Origin of the sequence: Prochlorococcus sp. (assembly GCF_965655815.1) — a bacterium.
GTDB classification, from domain to species: domain Bacteria; phylum Cyanobacteriota; class Cyanobacteriia; order PCC-6307; family Cyanobiaceae; genus Prochlorococcus_A; species Prochlorococcus_A pastoris.
On record NZ_CBFHHZ010000003.1, the window covers coordinates 162,211 to 182,705 of the forward strand.

Sequence of the window (20,495 nt, forward strand, 5' to 3'; positions counted from 1 at the left end):
TTACTTTTTCTCATCAAAGTTTTGAGATGCTGGTTTAAATGCAGCCTTTGCTCTTTCAATATTCAAGGGGATATTTTCTATACCAAAAAAACTTCCTGGTTCTATATCCCAACTAGCAGATAATATTCCAAAACTTAACCCCCCTAGTCCTAATAAGAAGAATAATGCTGATATTGCTATTGTTGAAGAAGGCGGGATTTCAGCAATATTTCTTGTGACGATTATATAACTTATAACAAAGACTGACATGCCCATAATTGTTGGTATTCCAGCCGTAAAAAAGATTCTCCTAGCCATTCTGTCAGCTACATATTTTGGTATGCCGCTAGATTGTTTGCTTTTTGGGGTTAATGATGGAACTTTCTTTTCAATATTTCTAAAGGCATCAACCTCGGATATTTTTTTCTTTTTTGAAAGATTTTTCTTTTTAGCTTGTTTTTTCTTCATCAATGGAAATCATCCTCTGATTCCAATTTTTTTAATTAGATCTTGATAGTTTTGGAGATTTTTATCTTTTATGTATGATAGTAATCTTTTTCTTTTTCCTATCATCTTTAATAGGCCTTGTCTTGATGCGTAATCGTGAATATTTCCTTGTAAGTGGTCACTTAATTTTGAAATTCTTTCTGAAAGCATAGCAACTTGCACCTCAACAGATCCTGTGTCTGTTGCATGTACTTGATGCGATTCAATTAGTTTTTGTTTTTCCGCTGTATCGAGAGTCATGAAATTTATCTACCTTTAGACATTTTACTACGTTATTGGTCTAAATTACTATTATTGGTTGTCTAAATAGTTCATTGCTTCTTTTAATAGGTTTTCAAAAGAAATAGACTTTTTTTCTAAAGATGAATTTTTAATATTTTTAATAAGTTTTGGAAATAAGTTTTTAATTTCTTTTTTAGGATAATTTAAAGATTGAAGTGTTAAATCAATATCTTTAAAAATTGAATCTAAGTCTTTATTTTCTTCAAGGAAATTATTTCCATTTAGATTCTCTTTTTCAATTTGTTTTGTAATTACCTTACTTTTTAATTCAAGGATTATTCTATCAGTCATTTTCTGACCAATTCCTTGAACAGAACTAATCGATTTTTTATCATTATTAGAAATTGCATTTATTAATTGATTCACAGAAAATTTATTTAATAAAGACATCCCGATTTGGGAGCCAATACCTTTAATATTTAGAATTTCAATAAAAAAATCTCTTTGCTCTTTGGAGTTAAAACCAAAGAGCATATCAGAATCTTCTTTTTTAATATGTTTTAGCCAGATGATTATTTCTTTTTTAGAACTCTTATTTGTATCGATATCAAAAATTACTGATGCCAGGGTCTGGATTTCATAACCTAATCCCTGACAGTTTATTAAAATGTAAAATTTATTATTAGCTTGCCATGAACTTACTAATTCTCCCTTTATCCAACTAATCAATTAACCACCATCCACCTGACATCCAATAAGAGCACCTGCTGTGCCTCCTGCTGGGACAGCCCAAAATCTATCTTTGCCTCTAGATGAAGAAAGAGCTATTCCTGCTCCAAGGAGTCCGCCTATTACTGACCCCTCACTACAATCGTTATCATCAACATTTTTAGCACTTTCTCCACTACAAGGTATCTCTACATCTTCAACCCAACTTTTAACATAACCTGGAGATGATTCTGTACCTGGTATGTATTCTTCATAATATTGCTTCCTTGAACATGTTACTGCTTTGGGAGTTGAGGCATTAACTTGAAGAAATGGATAGATACTGAAAAATGCTAATAAGAAAAATTTCATTACAAACATACTTTTTATTTATTTTAAATCTTTTTTAGTTTTTTGCTAGTAGAAATAATAGTTCCTAACAAAACAAGTACTGCACCAATTATGAAGTTAAAATTAATTAATTCATTGAAGAACAGAATTCCCCATAAAGAGCCAAAAATTACTTGTAAATAATTTATTGTGGCCGCATTTGAGGTTGGTAATTTTTTTAATCCAATGGTCAAAAATGTTTGCCCCGCTTGGGTAAATATCCCAATACCTATTATCCAAGTTAAATCATTAATGTTGGGCGTTACCCAATTAAATAATACTATCGGTGATAATGTAATTACAGACATTAAGGGAAAGTATTTAATTATTATGAAAATATCTTCTGTTAATGAAAGTTTCTTTACTGTTATGTAAGCCAGCGCTGTTGATATAGCTCCTAGAAATGCTATTAATATAGTTAATTTATTCAGCTCAACGTTTATACTCGATAATTGATATGGATTTAAGATTAATAATATTCCTAACCAACCTATTAAAGATGCAATAATTATATTCTTAGTAATCTTTTCTTTTATTAGAATTCCTGCAAACATAGCTATAAAAATAGGGTATGTATATTGAATAACAGTAGAAATATTTAGAGGCATATTTTTAATAGCATAAAATATACAAACCAAAGCTATTGTCCCTAAAAGACCCCTTAAGATTAGTAAAGGTTTGTTCTTCCCCCAGGGATTTATATTCTTTTTATTTATTATCAAAGAGGTTATGAACAAGCTTATTAATGATCTAAAAAATACTAATTCATATATTGGTATTCTATTATCTATTATTTTTACGCAAACAGTCATAAGGCTAAAGAAAAAAGATGCCAGTATTAGATTTACTTTTTTAAATGAATTACTTTTTTGATTAAAAAATTCTATAAGCATTACTAAAAATAATTTTATTGTGAAATTAAGTAGATTCTTTTGAAAAATTGACCTATAACAAAATGATAATTAGGACTTCTTTTTAGAAAAATAAATAAATGGGACCTTCCATACATCCAAGAACTATTCAGGAGGTTAAAGATAAAGCGGATATTGTAGATGTTATTTCTGAACATATTGTATTAAAGAAAAAGGGAAAAGAATTTGTTGGTATATGCCCTTTTCATGATGATAGTAAGCCATCTATGACGGTATCTCCTGCAAAACAATTTTATTATTGTTTCTCTTGTGGCGCTGGAGGTAATTCTATTAAATTTTTGATGGAGTTTACCCGTAATAACTTTACTGATGTTGTTCTTTCACTTGCAAAAAAGAATGATATTAATGTAATAAATGTTGACGGACCTCAACAAGAAATATATAAAAAACAATTATCTAGAAGAGAGGAACTTTATAAGATTCTTCGCGTAACAAAGGAATGGTTTAAATCTCAACTAAATAATACCTTGGGTAAGGAAGCACATCATTATTTGACTTCACAACGAAATTTAAATATTAAAAATATTAATGATTTTGAATTAGGTTATGCTCCTAATTCATGGAATGATTTATTCAATTATCTTTCAAAAGTTGAGAAATTTCCTTTAAAGTTAATTTTAAGTGCAGGTCTTGTTGTTTCAAAGGATAATGCTGATAAGGTTTACGATCGCTTTAGAAATAGATTGATAGTTCCTATTTTTGATATGCAAGGGCGTGTAGTTGCTTTTGGAGGCAGATCTCTTGATGGTCAGGAACCTAAATATTTAAATTCTCCCGAATCTGAAGTTTTTGAGAAGGGTAAAATGTTGTTTGCTTTTGATAAAGCATCCAGCAATATTAGAAAAAGAGACAAAGCAGTTGTAGTGGAAGGTTATTTCGATGTTATTTCACTTCATTCAAAAGGAATTACTAATTCTGTCGCTTCTCTTGGAACGGCATTAAACAAATATCAGATATCACAACTTTGTAGATGTACTGATAATAAAAATATAATAATTAACTTTGATTCTGATAATGCAGGAAGATTAGCTACAAAAAGGGTTATAAACGAAGTTGAAAGTTTATCTCTTCACGATCAAATAAACTTAAAAATCCTGGAAATAAAATCATTTAAAGATCCTGACGAGTATCTTAAAGAAAATAAACCAGAAGATTATTTTAATTTAATAGATAATGCATCTTTTTGGATTGATTGGGAGATTGATCAGATTTTTGATAATAAAGATTTATCTAAATCTGATATTTTTCAGAACGTTATTTCTTCGTTAGTTAAGTTATTAAGCAAATTTCCTCAATCTGCTACAAGAACTCACTATTTGCAAAAAGTCTCTGAAAGATTAAGCATGGGTCAAGCAAGATTAGCTATTAAATTTGAAGAAGACTTAAGAAAACAAGTTAAAGGATTTCGTTGGCATGGTAGATCAAAAAAATTTGAACAACCAAGTGAAGTTAGTCAGCGTGAAAAAAATGAATCAGAGATTATTTATTACTATTTGCATTGCCCTGAACATAGACTTTTTATTCGCGAAGAATTACTTAAAAGAGAAATTAACATCTTCAATACTGAATACATTCGTATTATTTGGGAATCTATTTCAACAATAGAAGTAAATAATTTAAGTGTAAATTATTTAGATGATTTGAAAGATCCTAATAATAAACAATTAAATAATGAATTTACTTCAATTAACTTGATTTCATTATTGCCTGATCATTTAGCTCTTAATGATTTAGAAGTCTCAAATAAAATCAATACTTTTATTAATCCAGATGAATTATTTTTAACCACTTTAAAAAATTCTAAACATAATCTTCTGGGTACTTTATCTCTTCTTGAAAGATATAAATCATTAAAAAGATGTAGACATCTTATCGAATCCTGGGGTTCGCAAAGACTAAAAACTTTGGAAAACTGTATTTCTATTTTAATCGATAATTCTTCCTTAGAACCTACAGATTCTAATAAAGAGATTGAAGATGTATTCAAAGATTTAAACTCTGATGCTATAAAATTTCAAGAATTATATTACCTAGAAAGAGAACATATCAATTTTCTTGATAAACAACGTTGTGGAAATTTTTCTTCTAACCAATAAATTTTTTAAGAATTTATAAACAATAAATTTTCATTATCTCTTTTACTTTTCTTGGCTTGTCTTCCATAACATAAGCCTCTAACTCTTTAGAATAATTTCCAGATAATTGTACTGAGGAATTTAAAGCTTTTAATTTTCCTGAATGAATTTTATCTTCTATATTTTTTATTATCCCTGTTGGTTTATTGTTATTGCATGACTGTACTAGATGTGTCGTCTCATGCCTTAAAGCTCTCCTTATATAAAGATTTGTTTTGTGATTATCATGACGTTCTCCTTCTTTATATCTTCCTAATTTTTTAGCATTTTCAGTGCAAATAACTATTACTTTTTCTCTTCTTTTGTAAAAACCAACAAATTTTTTATCTATAGCACAAAGAGCTGTATTTTCTTCTATTGAATTATTTGATTTATTGATCAGATCTATTATCTCTTTATCGATTTTGCTTAAAAATAATATAAATTCCATATTCCATTTTTATATCATTATATTTGGAATTTTTCTAATATCTGTTGTAGATCCAGAACTTAATGAATTTCTATTCATTGCCCATTCTTGTGGTTTTTTTGTAATTGCCCATGTAATTACTTCATTATTAAATTTTTTATTCAAGGAGTCAATTGTTTTCATAAGACGGATTGATTTTTTTGATTTCTCTTGAGATTCGTAATTGATAATTGATTGCTGCAAATATTTGCAATTAGTTAAATCCTGCATTAAAACCCCAGCTTTTGATAATTTATATTCCGGAGTATAAATTTCTTTAGATAATGCAATTACTGTTTTTAAAATAGTACTTGTATTATCTGTTGCATTTATAAGTTTTTTATAAGCACTTTTGTGATAAGGATGATTTGAATAATGACTAGTTCTTACAAATATAGTAATGGCAGATGATTTTAAGCTTTGACTTCTCATTTTCTCGGACGCTTTTATTGCATAAATTGCTAATGCTTGAGTTAAATCTTCTAATTTTGTGATTGGTTTTCCAAAGCTTCTACTTACTTGAATCTCTTTTTTTGGCTTCTTAATTATTTCTATCGGAAGACATTTATTACCTTTTAATTCCATTTGTAACCTTTTCCCTATGATCCCTAATTTCTTAATGATTTCATCTTCATCCATATCTCTGAATTCTTTTGCATTTTTAATCCCTTTGCTTTGTAACCAATTAGATGTTTGTTTACCAATACCCCATATTTTTTCTACACTAATTTTTCTTAAGTAATCATTATCATTATAGATCCTAGCTAAATCAAATATTCCTGCGGAAGAATCTATATTCTTAGCTAGATTATTAGCAATTTTTGCTCTTACTTTGTTTTCTGCTATTCCTATTGTTAAAGTTATTCCTAGATTTTGATATATTAAGCACCTTACTTTTCTTGCCCAAGGATTTAAATTCTTATCTTTAGGTCTAAGAATTGAAATAAAGGCTTCATCAATAGAATAAATCTCTATCTCTTCAGAATAGTCCTTTAATAAATTCATTAATCTCTTGCTCATATCACCATAGAGCGAATAATTGGAACTTAGGACTGCAACTCCTAAGTTATTCAAACTTTCTTTGACTTTAAAATAAGGAATTCCCATTTTTATTTTCAAAGCACGAGCTTCAGGGCTTCTTGCGATAATACATCCGTCGTTATTAGATAAGATTACTACTGGTTTATTCCTTAAATTGGGGTTGATACTTTGTTCGCACGATGCGTAGAAATTATTGGCATCTATAAGAGCTATTGCTTCAGTACTTGAGCTTTTACTTTTCATAAGTAACTATGTATTGAATAGATTACAACTCCCCAAATTTGTATATCAATATGATTTCTAAAACTGAAGTCTGGATATTTATGATTTTCTGCTTTTAAATATAATTCATTATTTTTTATGGATAATCTTTTTATAGTAAATTCTCCATCTATCATCGCAATAATAATATTTCCTGGTTTAGCAGTTAGACTCTTATCTACTATTATTAAATCTTTATCTTTAATTCCTGAATTGATCATTGAGTCACCTTTGACTCTAAGAAAAAAAGTACTAAAAGGATTAGATATTAAATGCTCGTTCAAATCAATATTTTCTTCAGCATAGTCATCTGCAGGAGAGGGAAAACCCGCTGAGACCGAATCACTTAATAATGGAATCTTCACCTTTTTAAAAGTTAAATCAGAAGAATACGAAATTCTTTAATAGTACATATATACTATATATTAAAAATTTAAAATTGTGTTTGTCTTAAGAGGTTTATGTATTAATCTTAAATCTTCTGTTTAGGCGCGATGATAAGGTGAATTATTAGAAATAGAAATAGCTCTATAAATTTGTTCAATAAGAATTAATCTTGCAAGTTCATGAGGAAAAGTAAGAGGAGAGAGGCTTAGTAGAAGATTTGATTTATCTTTAATATCTGAAGGGATTCCATCTGCGTCTCCAATAAGAAAATTAATTTTTTTATTTTTAAAATTTAAAAGTAAGGAAGTTAGTTCAATTGAATTAAAGGATTGTCCTTCTTCAGTAAGGCAAATAATAATATTATTATTAACTCGAATATTATCAATATTAAAACTCTTAGATTCATTAATAATAAGATCAGGCATTCTTTTTTTGTATTGATTAATTCCTTCTCTTATCCAATTTTTTTTTATTTTACCAATAGCAATTATTGATAATCTATTAGTTTGAAGCATAGAAAAAAAATTTCTTTATTCATCAAGAAGATAATTAAATTCGTCATATAGTTCTTCCTCTGTCGATAGATTCTCTGATGTATTAGTTTTTCTAGAATTTATATTATGAAAAACGTCCTCACTTTTTTTTAATAATTGATTTGCATTTGATGTCTCATTTATATTATCGGAGTTATCAATTATAGAATAAAAAATTTTGGAAGGTTCTTCAACTTTGGAAGGATTGAGGGATTCTTGAGGGTTTTCAATTGAGTTATTTTTGCTAACTAAATTATTATTTTTAATAAAAGTATTGAGTTTACCTAAATTTTTTTTTGATAGGCCCATACTATTTAATAAAGATATAAGATGTACATTTAATTTAAACATATTATTTCTCTTTTGGATGAATTTTAAGAACCATCATCAAAAAAAAAGATTTGGACAACATTGGTTGGTTAATAATCTGATATTAGAGAAAATCAAAGAGGTAGCTGAACTGGAAGAAAAAGATTTTATTCTAGAAATTGGTCCCGGAAGAGGAGCTTTAACATCGAAATTATTAGATTCGAAAATTAGTAGATTACATGCTATCGAGTTAGATAAAGATTTAATTGACCTTTTAAATAATAAATTTAGAAATGATAAAAATTTTTCTCTTCAACAAGGAGATATTCTTTCAACAAATCTTGACTCAATAAATAAAAAAATCACAAAAGTGATCGCAAATATCCCATACAATATTACAGGCCCAATATTGGATATTTTTGTAGGAAGATTAGGAATAATTAGCAATAATAACTACAATAAAATAATTTTCTTAATGCAAAAGGATGTTGTAGATAGGATCTTAGCTAAAGATGGAAATACGAATGCAGGAGCTCTGAGTGTGCGGATGCAACTCATCTCTAACATAAGAAGAATTTGTGATGTACCTCCATCTTCTTTTGACCCACCTCCAAAAGTGTTTTCTACTTTGGTTGTTTTTGAACCATTGAGACCAGAGATGCGTTTAGATATTAAACTAGAGAAATATTTAGATAAACTTCTTAGGATTTCATTTAATTCAAGAAGAAAAATGATAAGAAACACTCTTAATTCAATACTTTCTGCGGATGAGATAGAGAAATTATCAGAATCATCTCAAATATGCTTTAATTCAAGACCTCAGGATATTTCAATTAATAAATGGATTAAGCTTGCAGAGGCTTGTATTAAAATAACAAATAAGAACCAGTAAAATGTCAAAATTATCTACAACTAAGATTTGTGTTAAATCACCTGCAAAGATAAACCTCCATCTTGAAATCATCGGCAAAAGAGAGGACGGATATCATGAATTAGCGATGATAATGCAGAACATTGATCTTTCTGACTATATAGAATTTGAGAATAATCAAATTGGCGAAATTAAGTTAAAGTCTGATAGCAAAGATCTATCTCTAGATGAAGATAATTTAATAATAAAAGCGGCAAATTATATAAAGGACATATCAAAAAATAAAGAATTAGGGGCTAATATATTTTTAAAAAAGAATATTCCTATTGGTGCTGGTTTAGCTGGTGGTTCTAGTAATGCAGCTGCAACATTAGTTGGACTTAATAAATTATGGGCTTTAGACCTTGATTACGACACTATTTTTATACTTTCGGCAAAACTTGGTTCAGATGTACCTTTTTTTATAGAAGGAGGATGCCAATTTTGTTTCGGAAGGGGAGAAATTCTTGAGAAATATAGTTCTAATTTTGACTTTGGCGTAATTCTTTTAAAAAACCCAAATATTTCAATTTCAACTGTAGATACTTATAAAAAATATAGTCAAGAATTTTGTCCAAAATATTTTACTGAAACTGAGAAAACAAACAAAATCAGAAATGATTTAAGAGTAAACGGATTCAATGATTTCAAATTTTCAGAACAAAGGATAAATGTAAAAAATGATTTGCAAGTTATTGTTGAGAGAGAAAATAATTCTGTAAAGAAAGCATTATATCTACTTTCAAATTTGCAAAATTGTTTATCATTCTCAATGAGTGGATCTGGTCCAACATGTTTTGCTCTTTTTAAAGATATAAATATAGCTAATGAAGTTTTTGAACAAAATTATAAAATGTTTAATGATAATGGATTTGAAGCGTGGGTCTGTAAATTAATTAATAGCGGTATTACCTTATTGTAAAAAATTTTTTTCTATTAATAATGAATAATGAACAAACATCAATTAAAAAAGTAAATATTGAAAATCAAAATACTCCTGAAAAAGGTCCCCTAAGTTTTTTAACTGGGTCATTAACAAGTTTCCTCCTTTGTATATTTTCTTATTTTATAAGTAATAAAATTGCAATTTACTTTTCACTCCATAAACCATCAAATTCATCTGAAATTGTTCAAAGTATATCTTCTAGTATTAATACATTAATTATTGGATTGTCCTTCTTATTAACTTTTTCTTTTGCGTTTATAGGATTAGGTCTTTTTATTGTATTTATTCGAAGTTTTTTGATTAAAAAAAATTGAAATCCTAATATTATTAAGTAATACTGTTATTTTTTAATGTCTTTACATGACTTAGGCCTTTTAATACTTTTGCTCTCTCCAGGAATGATTTTGTCAATATTACTACTCATAACTTTTGCCGAAGGAGGCTAATTCAACCTTGATGGTATAAATTTATATATATGATGAATTAGGAAATTACTCGTGGCTAGTACTTTATTATTTACTGCTTTGAAAGAAGCAATTGATGAAGAGATGGCAAATGATGTAAACGTTTGCATTATGGGAGAAGATGTAGGTCAATATGGTGGTTCTTATAAGGTCACTAAGGATCTATACGAAAAATATGGAGAATTAAGAGTTTTAGATACTCCAATTGCCGAAAATAGTTTTACTGGTATGGCAGTTGGTGCAGCCATGACAGGATTAAGACCGATAGTTGAAGGTATGAATATGGGATTTTTACTATTAGCCTTTAATCAAATTTCCAACAACATGGGTATGCTCAGATATACAAGTGGCGGTAACTATAAAATACCAGCAGTTGTTCGCGGTCCTGGTGGTGTAGGTAGACAACTAGGCGCTGAACATAGTCAAAGATTAGAGGCATACTTTCACGCAGTTCCTGGGATTAAGATTGTTGCTTGTAGCACTCCTACTAATGCAAAGGGATTAATGAAAGCTGCTATAAGGGACAATAACCCAGTTCTATTTTTTGAACATGTCCTTTTATATAATTTATCTGAGGAATTGCCTGAAGGAGATTATATATGTTCTTTAGATCAAGCTGATTTAGTCAAAGAGGGTAAAGATATTACTATATTAACTTATTCAAGAATGAGACATCATTGTTTAAAGGCTATTGAGGAATTAGATAAGAAAAATATTGACGTGGAATTAATTGATCTGATAAGTTTAAAACCTTTTGATATGAAAACAATTTCAAAATCAATCAAAAAAACTAATAATGTAATTATTGTTGAGGAGTGTATGAAGACTGGAGGTATTGGAGCAGAATTAATTGCTTTGATTACCGAAGAGTGTTTTGATGATCTTGATACTAGACCTATAAGATTATCTAGTCAGGATATTCCTACTCCTTATAATGGAAATTTAGAAAATTTAACAATAATTCAACCACATCAAATAGTCGAAAAAGTCGAAGAAGTAATCAATGGGAGTATTTAAGAAATGAAAAGAAGGCAAGGTTGGCTTTTTTTTATTATTTTTCTACTGACTTTTTCTATTTATTTATTAATTAATTTCCCACTACAATTGGGTCTTGATTTAAAAGGAGGTTCTCAACTAACTCTTCAATTGATTAAAGAAGAGGGGAAAGTTTCAAAAGAAGAACTAGAGGCTGTCAATGCAGTTTTAGATAAACGTGTGAATAATTTAGGAGTTGCAGAGTCTAATTTACAAACATTAGGACGTGATCAATTGATTTTGGAGTTACCAGGGGAACAAAACCCTTTGTCTGCATCAAGGATATTAGGTAAAACTGCTTTATTAGAATTTAGAACTCAAAAAGAAAATACAAATTCTCAATTAAAAAATCTCCAATTGCAGAGATTTAAACTTAATGATTTAATTGAACAATTCAAAATTGGTGATAAACGAAATGAAGAGAAGTCTTCACTTCTTATGGACAATCTTACTGAAATTGAAAATGAGATAAATTATTCTTCTAATAATCAGCAATTATTTGAGAGATTGGTCGAAACTAAAAAATTTATAACTAATGAAATTGCTAATCTATTCAATAAAACTGACTTATCAGGCAAGGATTTAATAAATGCTGGTAGAAGGCAAGAGCAAACTAATAATAATTGGGAGGTCTCATTATCCTTTAGTAATGATGGTGGTGAAAAATTTGCTGAAATTACAAAATCTATTGCAGGCACAGATAAACTTTTGTCTATTGTTCTTGATGGAGAATCTATTAGTGAAGCTAGTGTTGGAAGCCAATTCATAAATACGGGTATTACCGGGGGATCAGCAACGATAAGTGGAAATTTTTCAGCTGAAAACGCCAGAGAATTAGAAGTTCAACTTAAGGGTGGTTCTTTACCTTTACCTATTGAAATTGTTGAAACTAATACTATTGGTCCTTTACTTGGTTCAAAAAATATTGTTAAGAGTCTTTATGCTGCTATTTGTGGATTGATATTTGTTGGAATATTTATGATCTTTAACTATAGAATTCTAGGTTTTGTTTCTGTTATTTCCTTGATTTTTTATGGTTTTTTTAACTTGGCTCTTTATTCTTTAATACCAGTGACATTAACTTTACCTGGAATTGCTGGATTAATTTTAAGCATTGGTATGGCTGTGGATGCAAATGTTTTAATTTTTGAGAGAATTAGAGAGGAACTTATAAATGGAAATACTCTTATAAGATCAATTGATAGTGGGTTTCAGAGAGCTAATTCGTCTATTATCGATGGACATATTACAACCTTTGTAAGTTGTTTTGTGTTGTTTTTATTAGGAACTAATTTTGTAAAGGGCTTTGCTGCAACTCTTGGTCTAGGAGTTGTTATAAGTTTATTTACCTCGTTAAATTGTTCCAAAACTATTTTAAGATTTTTAACTACTTATCAATCTTTAAGACAAAAAAATCTTTATTTAAGTAAATCTAATCCCCTCTAATTTTATTAATTATCTAGTTCATGACATCATTTAGTTTTAATTTAATTAAAAATAAAAATAAAATATTTGGATTTTCATCTTTTCTTATTTTGTTAAGTTTAATAGGAATCTTATATTCAACTTTTAATACTTCATTCAAAAAACCTATTAATCTTGGAATGGACTTTATTGGTGGTAATGAATTAAGAATTGAGAGGAGTTGTAAAGAAGAATGTGAAAATATTTCCCCTGATTTAGTTATTGAAAAACTGAGAACTTTTTCAAATAATAAAAATCTTCTAAACAATATTAAATTACAAATTCAAAATAATAATAGTTTAATTTCTATTAGGACTCCTTATTTAACTATTGAAGAATCAAATGATTTGATTTCTAATGTTGACAAAATTTTAGGTCCTTTAAATTATGACAGTAAAAACTCTAGAATAATAGGTCCAAAACTTGGCAAAAAACTTCTTACAAATTGTGCTACCTCCTTATTAGTTTCTTTATTTGCAATATCTTTATACATCTCTATTCGATTTGATAAGAAATATGCATTGTTTGCTTTATTAGCTTTATTCCATGATTTATTTATTGTTTTTGGAATTTTTTCTTGGTTAGGTGTCCTATTGTCTATTGAGGTAAATAGTTTGTTTGCCGTTTCTTTATTAACAATTGCTGGCTATTCAGTAAATGATACAGTTGTAATTTTCGATAGGATTAGAGAAAATTTAAAGAAAGATTCAGATAACTATAATAAAATAATCCAAATTTCTGTTAATGAATCCTTTCGAAGAACATTTTTTACTAGTATTACAACATTAATACCTCTACTAACACTAATAATTTTTGGTTCATATTCGCTATTTTGGTTTTCTGTATCTTTGACCCTAGGAATTTTAATAGGTAGTTATTCAAGTATATTACTAGCACCTTCATTTCTAATTAAAGATTGAACTAAGGGTGTAATTTAATGAAAATAAATTACTATTTAATTCTTCTATTTTCCTTAGTATTAATTGATTTATCTACAGAATTAAGAATACTAATAGATCATTTTACATTTAATTCCTTATATTTTGCATTCTCTAAACATCCTCTTTCCTTCTTTATACTTTTTTCTTATCCATATTTGTATAGGAAATTAACTAAATAAAAGTCTTTAATTATCATTAATTAGCTCTTTAATTAATACTTGTGTTACTACTACAATTGGCAAAGATAATACTAATCCTAAAGGACCAAAGATGAAAGTAAATCCAAATTGAGATATTAATGTTAATCCTGGAAGTAAATTGGATTTCTTCTTCAAAATAGAGGGCATTATTATATAACTCTCTATATTTTGAATTATGATATAAGCCCCAAAAACAGCTACTGGTTTCCAAAAGTTATCTAAAAGTGCGATTGAGATAGGAAATATTCCACTTAAAACTGGTCCTATGTTAGGAATTATGTTTAAGATCATTGCTATAATTGCATTTGAAACTACATATTTAACATCTAAAATTGATAAAACTATTAAAGATAATAAACCTACTGATATTGAACTTATCACTATAGAAAAAGTCCAATTTGTTAATGCAATATTACACTTATCTAATATAATCCTGAATTTATTTCTATAAACTTTAGGAACTATAAAGAGTACTCCCTCTTTATAAGCTTTTGGTTCAATGGATATCATAAAACTTACAACTAATACAAAGATTACTCTTATAAATCCAGATCCGAGGTTTCCAGCTAAATTAATTATATTTATAAAACTTTCTTGAATTGCTTTGGCAATAGTCGCGCCATCTGGAATTGGAACTACATCATTAACAAGGTCGAAAATGTTTACTATCCTCTCAGATTCTTTACCATAAAGTAGATCGTTAAATTTATTTAGGTTAGAGTTGATCAATTCGTTAACTCTTGATAATCCATTTGGAATATCTATTAGTATTTCATTAAATTCTCTTATGAATGGAGGTAATACAATGATAGAAATAGCAAATATTATGAATGATATTCCTAATAGAACAATCAATAAGGAAATAAATCTTGGTAATTTTAAAATGGTTTGTATTTGGTTACATAAATTACTAACTACATTCGATATTACTAATGAACAAATTATTAAAAGAATGAAATCCCTCAAGGTCCATACTATTAAAAAGCTTATTATTACAACAGAAAATTTAAAATAGAAGGAACGATTCAATTTTCATAATCTATTTACTTCTTCTCAGAGTATCCTAATCCATTTGATTTGGCATAACTATTAGCAAACCTCATAAATCTATCAAAATCAGATTTGGTTTTCCATATATAGGTTCCCTCTAAAAACATTGGTTCACCATCAACAAATTTGACTTTAACTTCTCTGGTTAAAATTTCTCCTTCGGCATCAATCATTCTCATTCCTGTAATCTCACCATCTGCAATTGAAGATAATGCTTGAGGTTTCTCGAATATAAATATTGCTTGTCCAGTAGTACCATCATTACCCCTTGTTAATCTAATCTCTGGAACAACTGGTTCATCAGTTCCTTCATAAAATTGAATTTTTGCTAAGTTATTTTCTGCCATAATAATTTAAAAGTTAATTTTATATTGTAGATAATAAAAGCATATTTCGTTAAAATTTATGATTTCATATATTCCTTTATTAATCTCAATGTTGTTTGATCGTCAAAGATATCTGTCATATCTAATGTTTTAATATTATTTGCCCCTGTTTTTTCATAGTCATAGCACTTATCATAATATTCTAAAACAGACTTACAAACCGATTCCCAATCTTTACTTTTTATTGACTCGATTGCAATTGCTGTTCTTTGTGGACCTAATCTTTTCTTTATTCTTAAAACAGCTTCTATAAGATCTTTTTCTTCAAAAATACTATATGTTTTAATTAATTCCTCTAAACGATTTGATTCACTTTTTTTTATTTCTATTCTCTCTGCTGTTTTCATTTGACTAAAAAACTCATGAGGTATTTTACATTTTCCAATATTTGCACTTTCAGCTTCGACGAATATTTTCTTATTTTTTATAAAACCTTTTAATTCCTCTGCGATGGTATTTTCAAATTGTTCATTTGAAGGTTGTGCTTTCATGCCTAGTCCGCCAAAAGTACTTCCTCTATGACTAGCTAACCCCTCTAAATCAATGATCTGATAATTATTATCACGAAGTAATTTTAATATTTTAGTTTTACCAGTTCCAGTTTTTCCTCCCATAACAACTATTTTCCATTTTTTATTAAAGCTTTCTAAAGTCCATTTTCTGTAGCTTTTATAGCCATTTTTTAAAGTAACACTTTTATGATTGTATTTTTCTAAAAGCCAGCATATACTTTGAGATCTCATTCCACCCCTGGCACAGTAGATTTTTAACGTGGGATCACTAAATTGTGAATTATGACTTTTCATTTGATGATCATTTATAACTTCAAATAACTTATTCATAATATTTTCAATTTTTATGGCTAAAAATTCCAAACCTTTTATTACTGCTCCTTGTCTACCGTAATTTTTATATACAGTTCCTACTATTGATCTCTCTTCATTATCAAATAAAGGAATATTTATAGAATTTGGCATATGTCCTTTATAATATTCACCTGGACTCCTAACATCAATAAGTGGGCCGTTTAACTTCCTGAATTCCTCTAGTTCTTCTTTTCTGGAGTTCATGGATAGTTTTAAAAATTAGATGGATTTTTTAGAAATGACAAACAAAGATCAAGAAGACCATTATAAGAATACATTAAATTTAGTTAATATTTTTGTTAAATCAAATCAACGGAAAAGAATAAATTTATTATCTGATATTGAATCAGATGTTGAAAACATATTTTTGATTGGAAAGAAAATATTTGATGATTTTGATCAGAAAGGAGATGATTGGGCTGCTGGTTGGTTACTACAAGTATTAAAAAAACATAAACCAATTTTTTTTAATGAAAAAAAATACAATAATTGGTTTTTTACTTCTTCAGATGAAAATATTAACTATGAAGAACTTCAGTTGAGGTTATTAGAACAAAACTTTGAGGATGCTGATAGATTAACTAGTTCATATTTAAGAAAACTAGCTGGTAAGCTTGCTGAAAATCGTGGTTATGTTTTTTATAGTGAGGTCAATAATATGTCAGGCACTGATCTTCAAACGATAGATAGATTATGGACTATTTATTCAAATGGCAGGTTTGGTTTTTCTATACAAGCTAAACTTCTTAAGTCAGTTGGAAAAAAATATGAATTGTTATGGCCAAAGATAGGATGGAAAAAAGATGGATATTGGACTAGATATCCAAGTTCATTTAGTTGGTCATTAGAGGCTCCTGAAGGTCACATGCCATTAATCAATCAACTTAGGGGAGTAAGACTTATGGATTCTATTCTCAGACATCCAGCTATTTCATTGAGGCATAATAATATTCTTTGATCTATAGCTATTTGGTAAGTTAAAATATTCTTAATATAGATATAAAGTTATGTCCTTTTTTCAGGGCAAAATTCTTTTAAATTTTATTATTGATTTACTTAACAGACCAGCAATTAACTGGTCTAATTTTGAATTAAATTCCTCACTTCAATTAAATGATTTTGTTGATTTATTGTTAGAACCGTTAAATACTTCTCAATACAGCTACAACATAAAACTAGGTTTACATGAAGCACTTATAAATGCGGTTACGCATGGAAATAAACTAGATCCTAATAAATCAATTAGAGTTCGAAGAATTATTACTCCTAACTGGTGTGTATGGCAGATTCAAGATCAAGGTAATGGTTTAGAAATAAAAAAAAGATTATATAAATTACCTGAAAAACTTAATTCATTAAATGGGCGGGGTCTATATATAATAAACGAGTGTTTTGATGATATTAGATGGAGTAATAAGGGTAATCGGCTCCAATTAGCATTAAAAAGATGAATGTTTACTTGGACATGGCTTGTTTACATTAATTCCTTTTAACCATTTTATACTTTCTTCCAAATAATTTATAGTATCTTCCTCATTCTCTGAAATTAGTAATTGGCATAATGCGGCTGATATGAGTTCTGCTGATCTATTTAATTTTTCCCCCTTTAGTTTGTGCCAATCTAGGTGATCAATTTTTAACTTATTATTCAGTTTTTGGGCTAGTTGAATAATGTCTTCATCCGAGTTATTCATAAGTATTTATTGTTTTTTTTATTTTATAGCAGACCATACTTTAGTCATGAAAAAAGAATTTGATTTTATATTATTAAAACCTATATCTTTTATTTTGGAAGTTATATCTTCTTTGATGTAATCACAATAAAAAGGTTCATGGAATGATTTATAAAAATTTTCCATTATCTGGATAAAATCAGGTGAATCATTCTCCTGTATTGAATCAGCAAGAATTAATATTCCCTCTGGTTCAAGGACTCTAAAGAATTCTTTTAAGACATTTTCTCTTACTGTTCTAGGTAATTCATGGAATAAATAAACACATGTAATTCCTTGAATACTATTATCTGCAAATGGTAAATTTTCAGCATTACCTTTAATTAATTCTATTAAATCACCATTTAAATTTGAAATAAATCTACTAGCTTCTTTTAAGTATGATCCAGACAAATCAAGTCCTATAATTTTTTCTTTAGGGAGTGCACCTCTTAACTGTTTAAGTGTTCTACCAGAACCTGTAGCAACATCAAGAATTTTTAATGAACTTTTTTTTCTACTACTAAAATTGTTTAATCCTTCCTTAAGGGGTTTAATTATTCTTCTTCTCATGGCATCGGCACTTCCATTAAAAAGAATTTCTACTTGTAAATCATAAATACTCGCCGAAAAATCAGAAAGATAACCATCTGTCTGATGGTGAAAATTTCTTAAGTAATACTTTGGGTAGTTTTCATTTTCTATGTTTTTAGGAAGATCTTTATAATTTTGTTTTCTTCTTCGGTCCCATGTGTTTGGCATGTCGAGCCAAATTTTTGGATATTGGGTTAAATATCTCAGCCAAGGTTCATCAAATAATAATTTCTGAGGGTATATATTTTTTTCCGCATCATTCCAATCCTCTTCTCTAAGACGATCCATTGAATTTTGGATATCAACCAAGAGTTTTTTATCTATATTAAAATTACCAAGCTTATTATCCGGGAGTACGAAATTCATGATTCTTGTGCTTAATTCTTTATGAGCTAATCCAGCAATACTTTTTCCTTGTTGAAGTGTTTTATATGCAATTTTTGAAAATTGTTCTTTTATCATTTTTTATTATTAATTACCTATATTTCAACAAAAAAAAAATCAATCTGAGAATTATTTGTGATAATTCTCAAAAAGATCTTTTGAAATTTTTAAATTTCCTACTTTGACTTAAGCGTCATAGTACATAAAAAATTCATGAGGGTGGGGCCTCTGCCTTAATTGTTGAACCTCTTCATACTTCATATCAATAAAATTATCAATGAAATCTTCTGTGAATACTCCTCCCGCTAGTAAATAATCTTTATCTGCTTTAAGTGCATTTAGTGAATCGTTTAGAGATGACGGAACTGTATCTATTTTTGATAGCTCCTCTGCTGGTAATTCAAATAAGTCAACATCAACTCCATCACCAGGATCGATTTGATTCTTAATACCATCAATACCAGCAAGCATCATTACGGAAAAAGCTAAATAAGGGTTAGCAAGTGCATCACCTGATCTAAACTCTAATCTTTTAGCTTTTGGATTAGGTCCAGTTAAAGGGATTCTTACAGCTGCTGATCTATTACCCTCTGAGTAAACTAGATTTACCGGAGCTTCAAAACCTGGAACTAGCCTTTTATAGCTATTAGTTGTTGGATTAGTAAATGCAAGGAATGATGGAGCGTGTTTTAAAATACCTCCGATATACCACCTTGCTGTCTGAGATAGATTTGCATATGATCCTTCGCCATAAAATAGAGGTTGACCACTTTTCCATAAACTCTGATGAACATGCATGCCTGTTCCATTATCGTTAAATACAGGTTTAGGCATAAATGTTGCTGTTTTCCCATATTTTTTGGCTACGTTTCTTACAACATATTTGTATGTCATAACACTATCAGCCGAGCTAATTAAGGAGTCAAATTTAATACCAAGTTCATGTTGTCCTGCTCCAGCGACTTCATGATGATGCTTCTCAGTTGGAATTCCTAATTCAGCCATTTGCAATAACATTTCAGACCTTATGTCTTGAGCGGTGTCATTAGGAGCAACTGGGAAATAGCCCTCTTTGTATTGAATTTTATAACCTAGGTTCCCACCTTCTTCTGTTCGACCAGTATTCCAGGGAGCTTCAATAGTATCTACACTATAAAAACAACTACCTTCTTTAGAGTCATATCTAACATCATCGAATAAAAAGAATTCTGGCTCTGGTCCAAAAAATGCAGTATCTGCTATACCTGTGGAATCTAAATATTTTAATGCCTTTTGGGCTAATGATCTTGGGCACCTATCATAGGGTTCTCCACTTCTTGGCTCTTGAATAGAGCAGATCATACTTAAGGTTTTGTGTTTATAAAAAGGATCGATCCATGCGGTACTTGAATCTGGAACCATAGACATGTCAGATGCGTTAATGGCTTTCCAACCTCTTATAGAAGATCCATCAAAGGCAAGACCTTCAGTGAATGATTCTTCTTCTATCATGTCAGATGTCAAGGTTAGATGTTGCCATTTACCATGAATGTCAGTGAACTTTAGATCGATGAGTTCAATTCCTTCATCCTTAATCTGACTTAAAACGTCTTGGGGAGACTTGGCCATTTCTTTATTTATACCTCCAATAAAATTAATAACTTGACGAATCTAATTATGTATCAAAGGTAACTTTTTTCAACACTTGCTGG

Annotated in this window: 25 protein-coding genes; 9 read left to right on the plus strand and 16 right to left on the minus strand. The window is 28.9% G+C overall.

Annotation, left to right across the window (positions count from 1 at the left end; translation table 11 throughout):
• The 5 genes from ACTF45_RS05845 to ACTF45_RS05865 are packed head-to-tail and all read right to left on the minus strand — an operon-like array spanning position 1 to position 2,699.
• Positions 1-447, minus strand: coding sequence for a PAM68 family protein (locus ACTF45_RS05845; protein ID WP_288348293.1), 447 nt, complete (start codon positions 445-447; stop codon positions 1-3).
• Between the two features lie 9 nt (positions 448-456).
• Positions 457-726, minus strand: a complete 270-nt coding sequence (rpsO, locus tag ACTF45_RS05850) for a 30S ribosomal protein S15 (protein WP_438949529.1) — start codon at positions 724-726, stop codon at positions 457-459.
• A 51-nt stretch (positions 727-777) separates the two neighbouring features.
• Complete coding sequence (gene ruvA, locus ACTF45_RS05855; RefSeq protein ID WP_438949530.1) at positions 778-1,437, minus strand: Holliday junction branch migration protein RuvA; 660 nt, start codon at positions 1,435-1,437, stop codon at positions 778-780.
• A complete protein-coding gene (locus ACTF45_RS05860; protein WP_438949531.1) occupies positions 1,438-1,788 on the minus strand; it encodes a glycine zipper 2TM domain-containing protein in 351 nt (116 codons plus the stop codon).
• Positions 1,789-1,811: 23 nt separating this feature from the next.
• The gene (locus ACTF45_RS05865) at positions 1,812-2,699 is read right to left on the minus strand and encodes a DMT family transporter (protein WP_438949532.1); all 888 of its coding nucleotides are present in this window, start codon (positions 2,697-2,699) and stop codon (positions 1,812-1,814) included.
• A gap of 98 nt (positions 2,700-2,797) precedes the next feature.
• Here ACTF45_RS05865 and dnaG point away from each other — a divergent pair, with 98 nt between their 5' ends.
• Positions 2,798-4,834 (plus strand): DNA primase, encoded by a 2,037-nt coding sequence (gene dnaG / locus ACTF45_RS05870; protein ID WP_288347862.1) that lies wholly within the window; start codon positions 2,798-2,800, stop codon positions 4,832-4,834.
• A gap of 13 nt (positions 4,835-4,847) precedes the next feature.
• On the opposite strand, the gene ACTF45_RS05875 is transcribed toward dnaG, so the two are convergent.
• The 5 genes from ACTF45_RS05875 to ACTF45_RS05895 form a co-directional block, all read right to left on the minus strand.
• The gene (locus ACTF45_RS05875) at positions 4,848-5,303 is read right to left on the minus strand and encodes a serine hydroxymethyltransferase (RefSeq protein ID WP_288347863.1); all 456 of its coding nucleotides are present in this window, start codon (positions 5,301-5,303) and stop codon (positions 4,848-4,850) included.
• A 9-nt stretch (positions 5,304-5,312) separates the two neighbouring features.
• Positions 5,313-6,605: a Y-family DNA polymerase gene (locus ACTF45_RS05880; protein ID WP_288347864.1), complete on the minus strand. Its 1,293-nt coding sequence runs from the start codon at positions 6,603-6,605 to the stop codon at positions 5,313-5,315.
• Positions 6,602-6,988, minus strand: coding sequence for a LexA family protein (locus ACTF45_RS05885; protein WP_011132569.1), 387 nt, complete (start codon positions 6,986-6,988; stop codon positions 6,602-6,604). The genes ACTF45_RS05880 and ACTF45_RS05885 overlap by 4 nt, the downstream gene beginning before the upstream one ends.
• Before the next feature lie 120 nt (positions 6,989-7,108).
• A complete protein-coding gene (locus tag ACTF45_RS05890) occupies positions 7,109-7,525 on the minus strand; it encodes a 23S rRNA (pseudouridine(1915)-N(3))-methyltransferase RlmH (protein WP_288347865.1) in 417 nt (138 codons plus the stop codon).
• 15 nt (positions 7,526-7,540) lie between these two features.
• Positions 7,541-7,894 carry a hypothetical protein gene (locus tag ACTF45_RS05895; RefSeq protein WP_438949533.1) on the minus strand — a complete coding sequence of 118 codons (354 nt, stop codon included), beginning with the start codon at positions 7,892-7,894 and terminating at the stop codon, positions 7,541-7,543.
• 16 nt (positions 7,895-7,910) lie between these two features.
• On the opposite strand from ACTF45_RS05895, the gene rsmA reads away from it, so the two are divergent.
• From rsmA to secF, 6 genes are all read left to right on the plus strand, one after another.
• Entirely contained in the window at positions 7,911-8,744 is an 834-nt protein-coding gene (rsmA, locus tag ACTF45_RS05900; RefSeq protein ID WP_288347868.1) for a 16S rRNA (adenine(1518)-N(6)/adenine(1519)-N(6))-dimethyltransferase RsmA, read from the plus strand.
• Between the two features lies 1 nt (position 8,745).
• Positions 8,746-9,684: a 4-(cytidine 5'-diphospho)-2-C-methyl-D-erythritol kinase gene (gene ispE, locus ACTF45_RS05905; protein ID WP_438949534.1), complete on the plus strand. Its 939-nt coding sequence runs from the start codon at positions 8,746-8,748 to the stop codon at positions 9,682-9,684.
• Positions 9,685-9,704: 20 nt separating this feature from the next.
• Positions 9,705-10,022, plus strand: coding sequence for a DUF3082 domain-containing protein (locus ACTF45_RS05910; protein ID WP_438949535.1), 318 nt, complete (start codon positions 9,705-9,707; stop codon positions 10,020-10,022).
• A 183-nt stretch (positions 10,023-10,205) separates the two neighbouring features.
• Complete coding sequence (locus tag ACTF45_RS05915) at positions 10,206-11,189, plus strand: pyruvate dehydrogenase complex E1 component subunit beta (RefSeq protein ID WP_288347873.1); 984 nt, start codon at positions 10,206-10,208, stop codon at positions 11,187-11,189.
• A 3-nt stretch (positions 11,190-11,192) separates the two neighbouring features.
• Positions 11,193-12,653 (plus strand): protein translocase subunit SecD, encoded by a 1,461-nt coding sequence (secD, locus tag ACTF45_RS05920; protein ID WP_288347875.1) that lies wholly within the window; start codon positions 11,193-11,195, stop codon positions 12,651-12,653.
• Positions 12,654-12,673: 20 nt separating this feature from the next.
• A complete protein-coding gene (gene secF, locus ACTF45_RS05925) occupies positions 12,674-13,591 on the plus strand; it encodes a protein translocase subunit SecF (RefSeq protein ID WP_288347876.1) in 918 nt (305 codons plus the stop codon).
• Between the two features lie 206 nt (positions 13,592-13,797).
• Here secF and ACTF45_RS05930 read toward each other — a convergent pair whose 3' ends face one another.
• Genes ACTF45_RS05930 through mnmH form a run of 3 tightly spaced genes read right to left on the minus strand, consistent with a single transcriptional unit; the run spans position 13,798 to position 16,318 of the window.
• A complete protein-coding gene (locus ACTF45_RS05930) occupies positions 13,798-14,841 on the minus strand; it encodes an AI-2E family transporter (protein WP_353884900.1) in 1,044 nt (347 codons plus the stop codon).
• Between the two features lie 14 nt (positions 14,842-14,855).
• A complete protein-coding gene (gene psb28 / locus ACTF45_RS05935; RefSeq protein WP_288347879.1) occupies positions 14,856-15,209 on the minus strand; it encodes a photosystem II reaction center protein Psb28 in 354 nt (117 codons plus the stop codon).
• Between the two features lie 56 nt (positions 15,210-15,265).
• Complete coding sequence (gene mnmH, locus ACTF45_RS05940) at positions 15,266-16,318, minus strand: tRNA 2-selenouridine(34) synthase MnmH (RefSeq protein ID WP_288347881.1); 1,053 nt, start codon at positions 16,316-16,318, stop codon at positions 15,266-15,268.
• A 34-nt stretch (positions 16,319-16,352) separates the two neighbouring features.
• On the opposite strand from mnmH, the gene ACTF45_RS05945 reads away from it, so the two are divergent.
• Positions 16,353-17,072 carry a GUN4 domain-containing protein gene (locus ACTF45_RS05945; protein WP_288347884.1) on the plus strand — a complete coding sequence of 240 codons (720 nt, stop codon included), beginning with the start codon at positions 16,353-16,355 and terminating at the stop codon, positions 17,070-17,072.
• A gap of 49 nt (positions 17,073-17,121) precedes the next feature.
• Entirely contained in the window at positions 17,122-17,565 is a 444-nt protein-coding gene (locus ACTF45_RS05950; protein ID WP_438949536.1) for an ATP-binding protein, read from the plus strand.
• Here the strand turns inward: ACTF45_RS05950 and ACTF45_RS05955 are convergent.
• The 3 genes from ACTF45_RS05955 to glnA all read right to left on the minus strand — a co-directional run bounded on the left by ACTF45_RS05955 (position 17,554) and on the right by glnA (position 20,412).
• The gene (locus tag ACTF45_RS05955; protein ID WP_438949537.1) at positions 17,554-17,808 is read right to left on the minus strand and encodes a DUF6439 family protein; all 255 of its coding nucleotides are present in this window, start codon (positions 17,806-17,808) and stop codon (positions 17,554-17,556) included. The two genes, ACTF45_RS05950 and ACTF45_RS05955, sit on opposite strands and share 12 nt — an antisense overlap.
• Positions 17,809-17,826: 18 nt before the next feature.
• Positions 17,827-18,882: a class I SAM-dependent methyltransferase gene (locus ACTF45_RS05960; protein ID WP_438949538.1), complete on the minus strand. Its 1,056-nt coding sequence runs from the start codon at positions 18,880-18,882 to the stop codon at positions 17,827-17,829.
• Between the two features lie 108 nt (positions 18,883-18,990).
• Positions 18,991-20,412 carry a type I glutamate--ammonia ligase gene (gene glnA / locus ACTF45_RS05965; RefSeq protein ID WP_288347951.1) on the minus strand — a complete coding sequence of 474 codons (1,422 nt, stop codon included), beginning with the start codon at positions 20,410-20,412 and terminating at the stop codon, positions 18,991-18,993.
• Positions 20,413-20,495 lie beyond the last annotated feature (83 nt).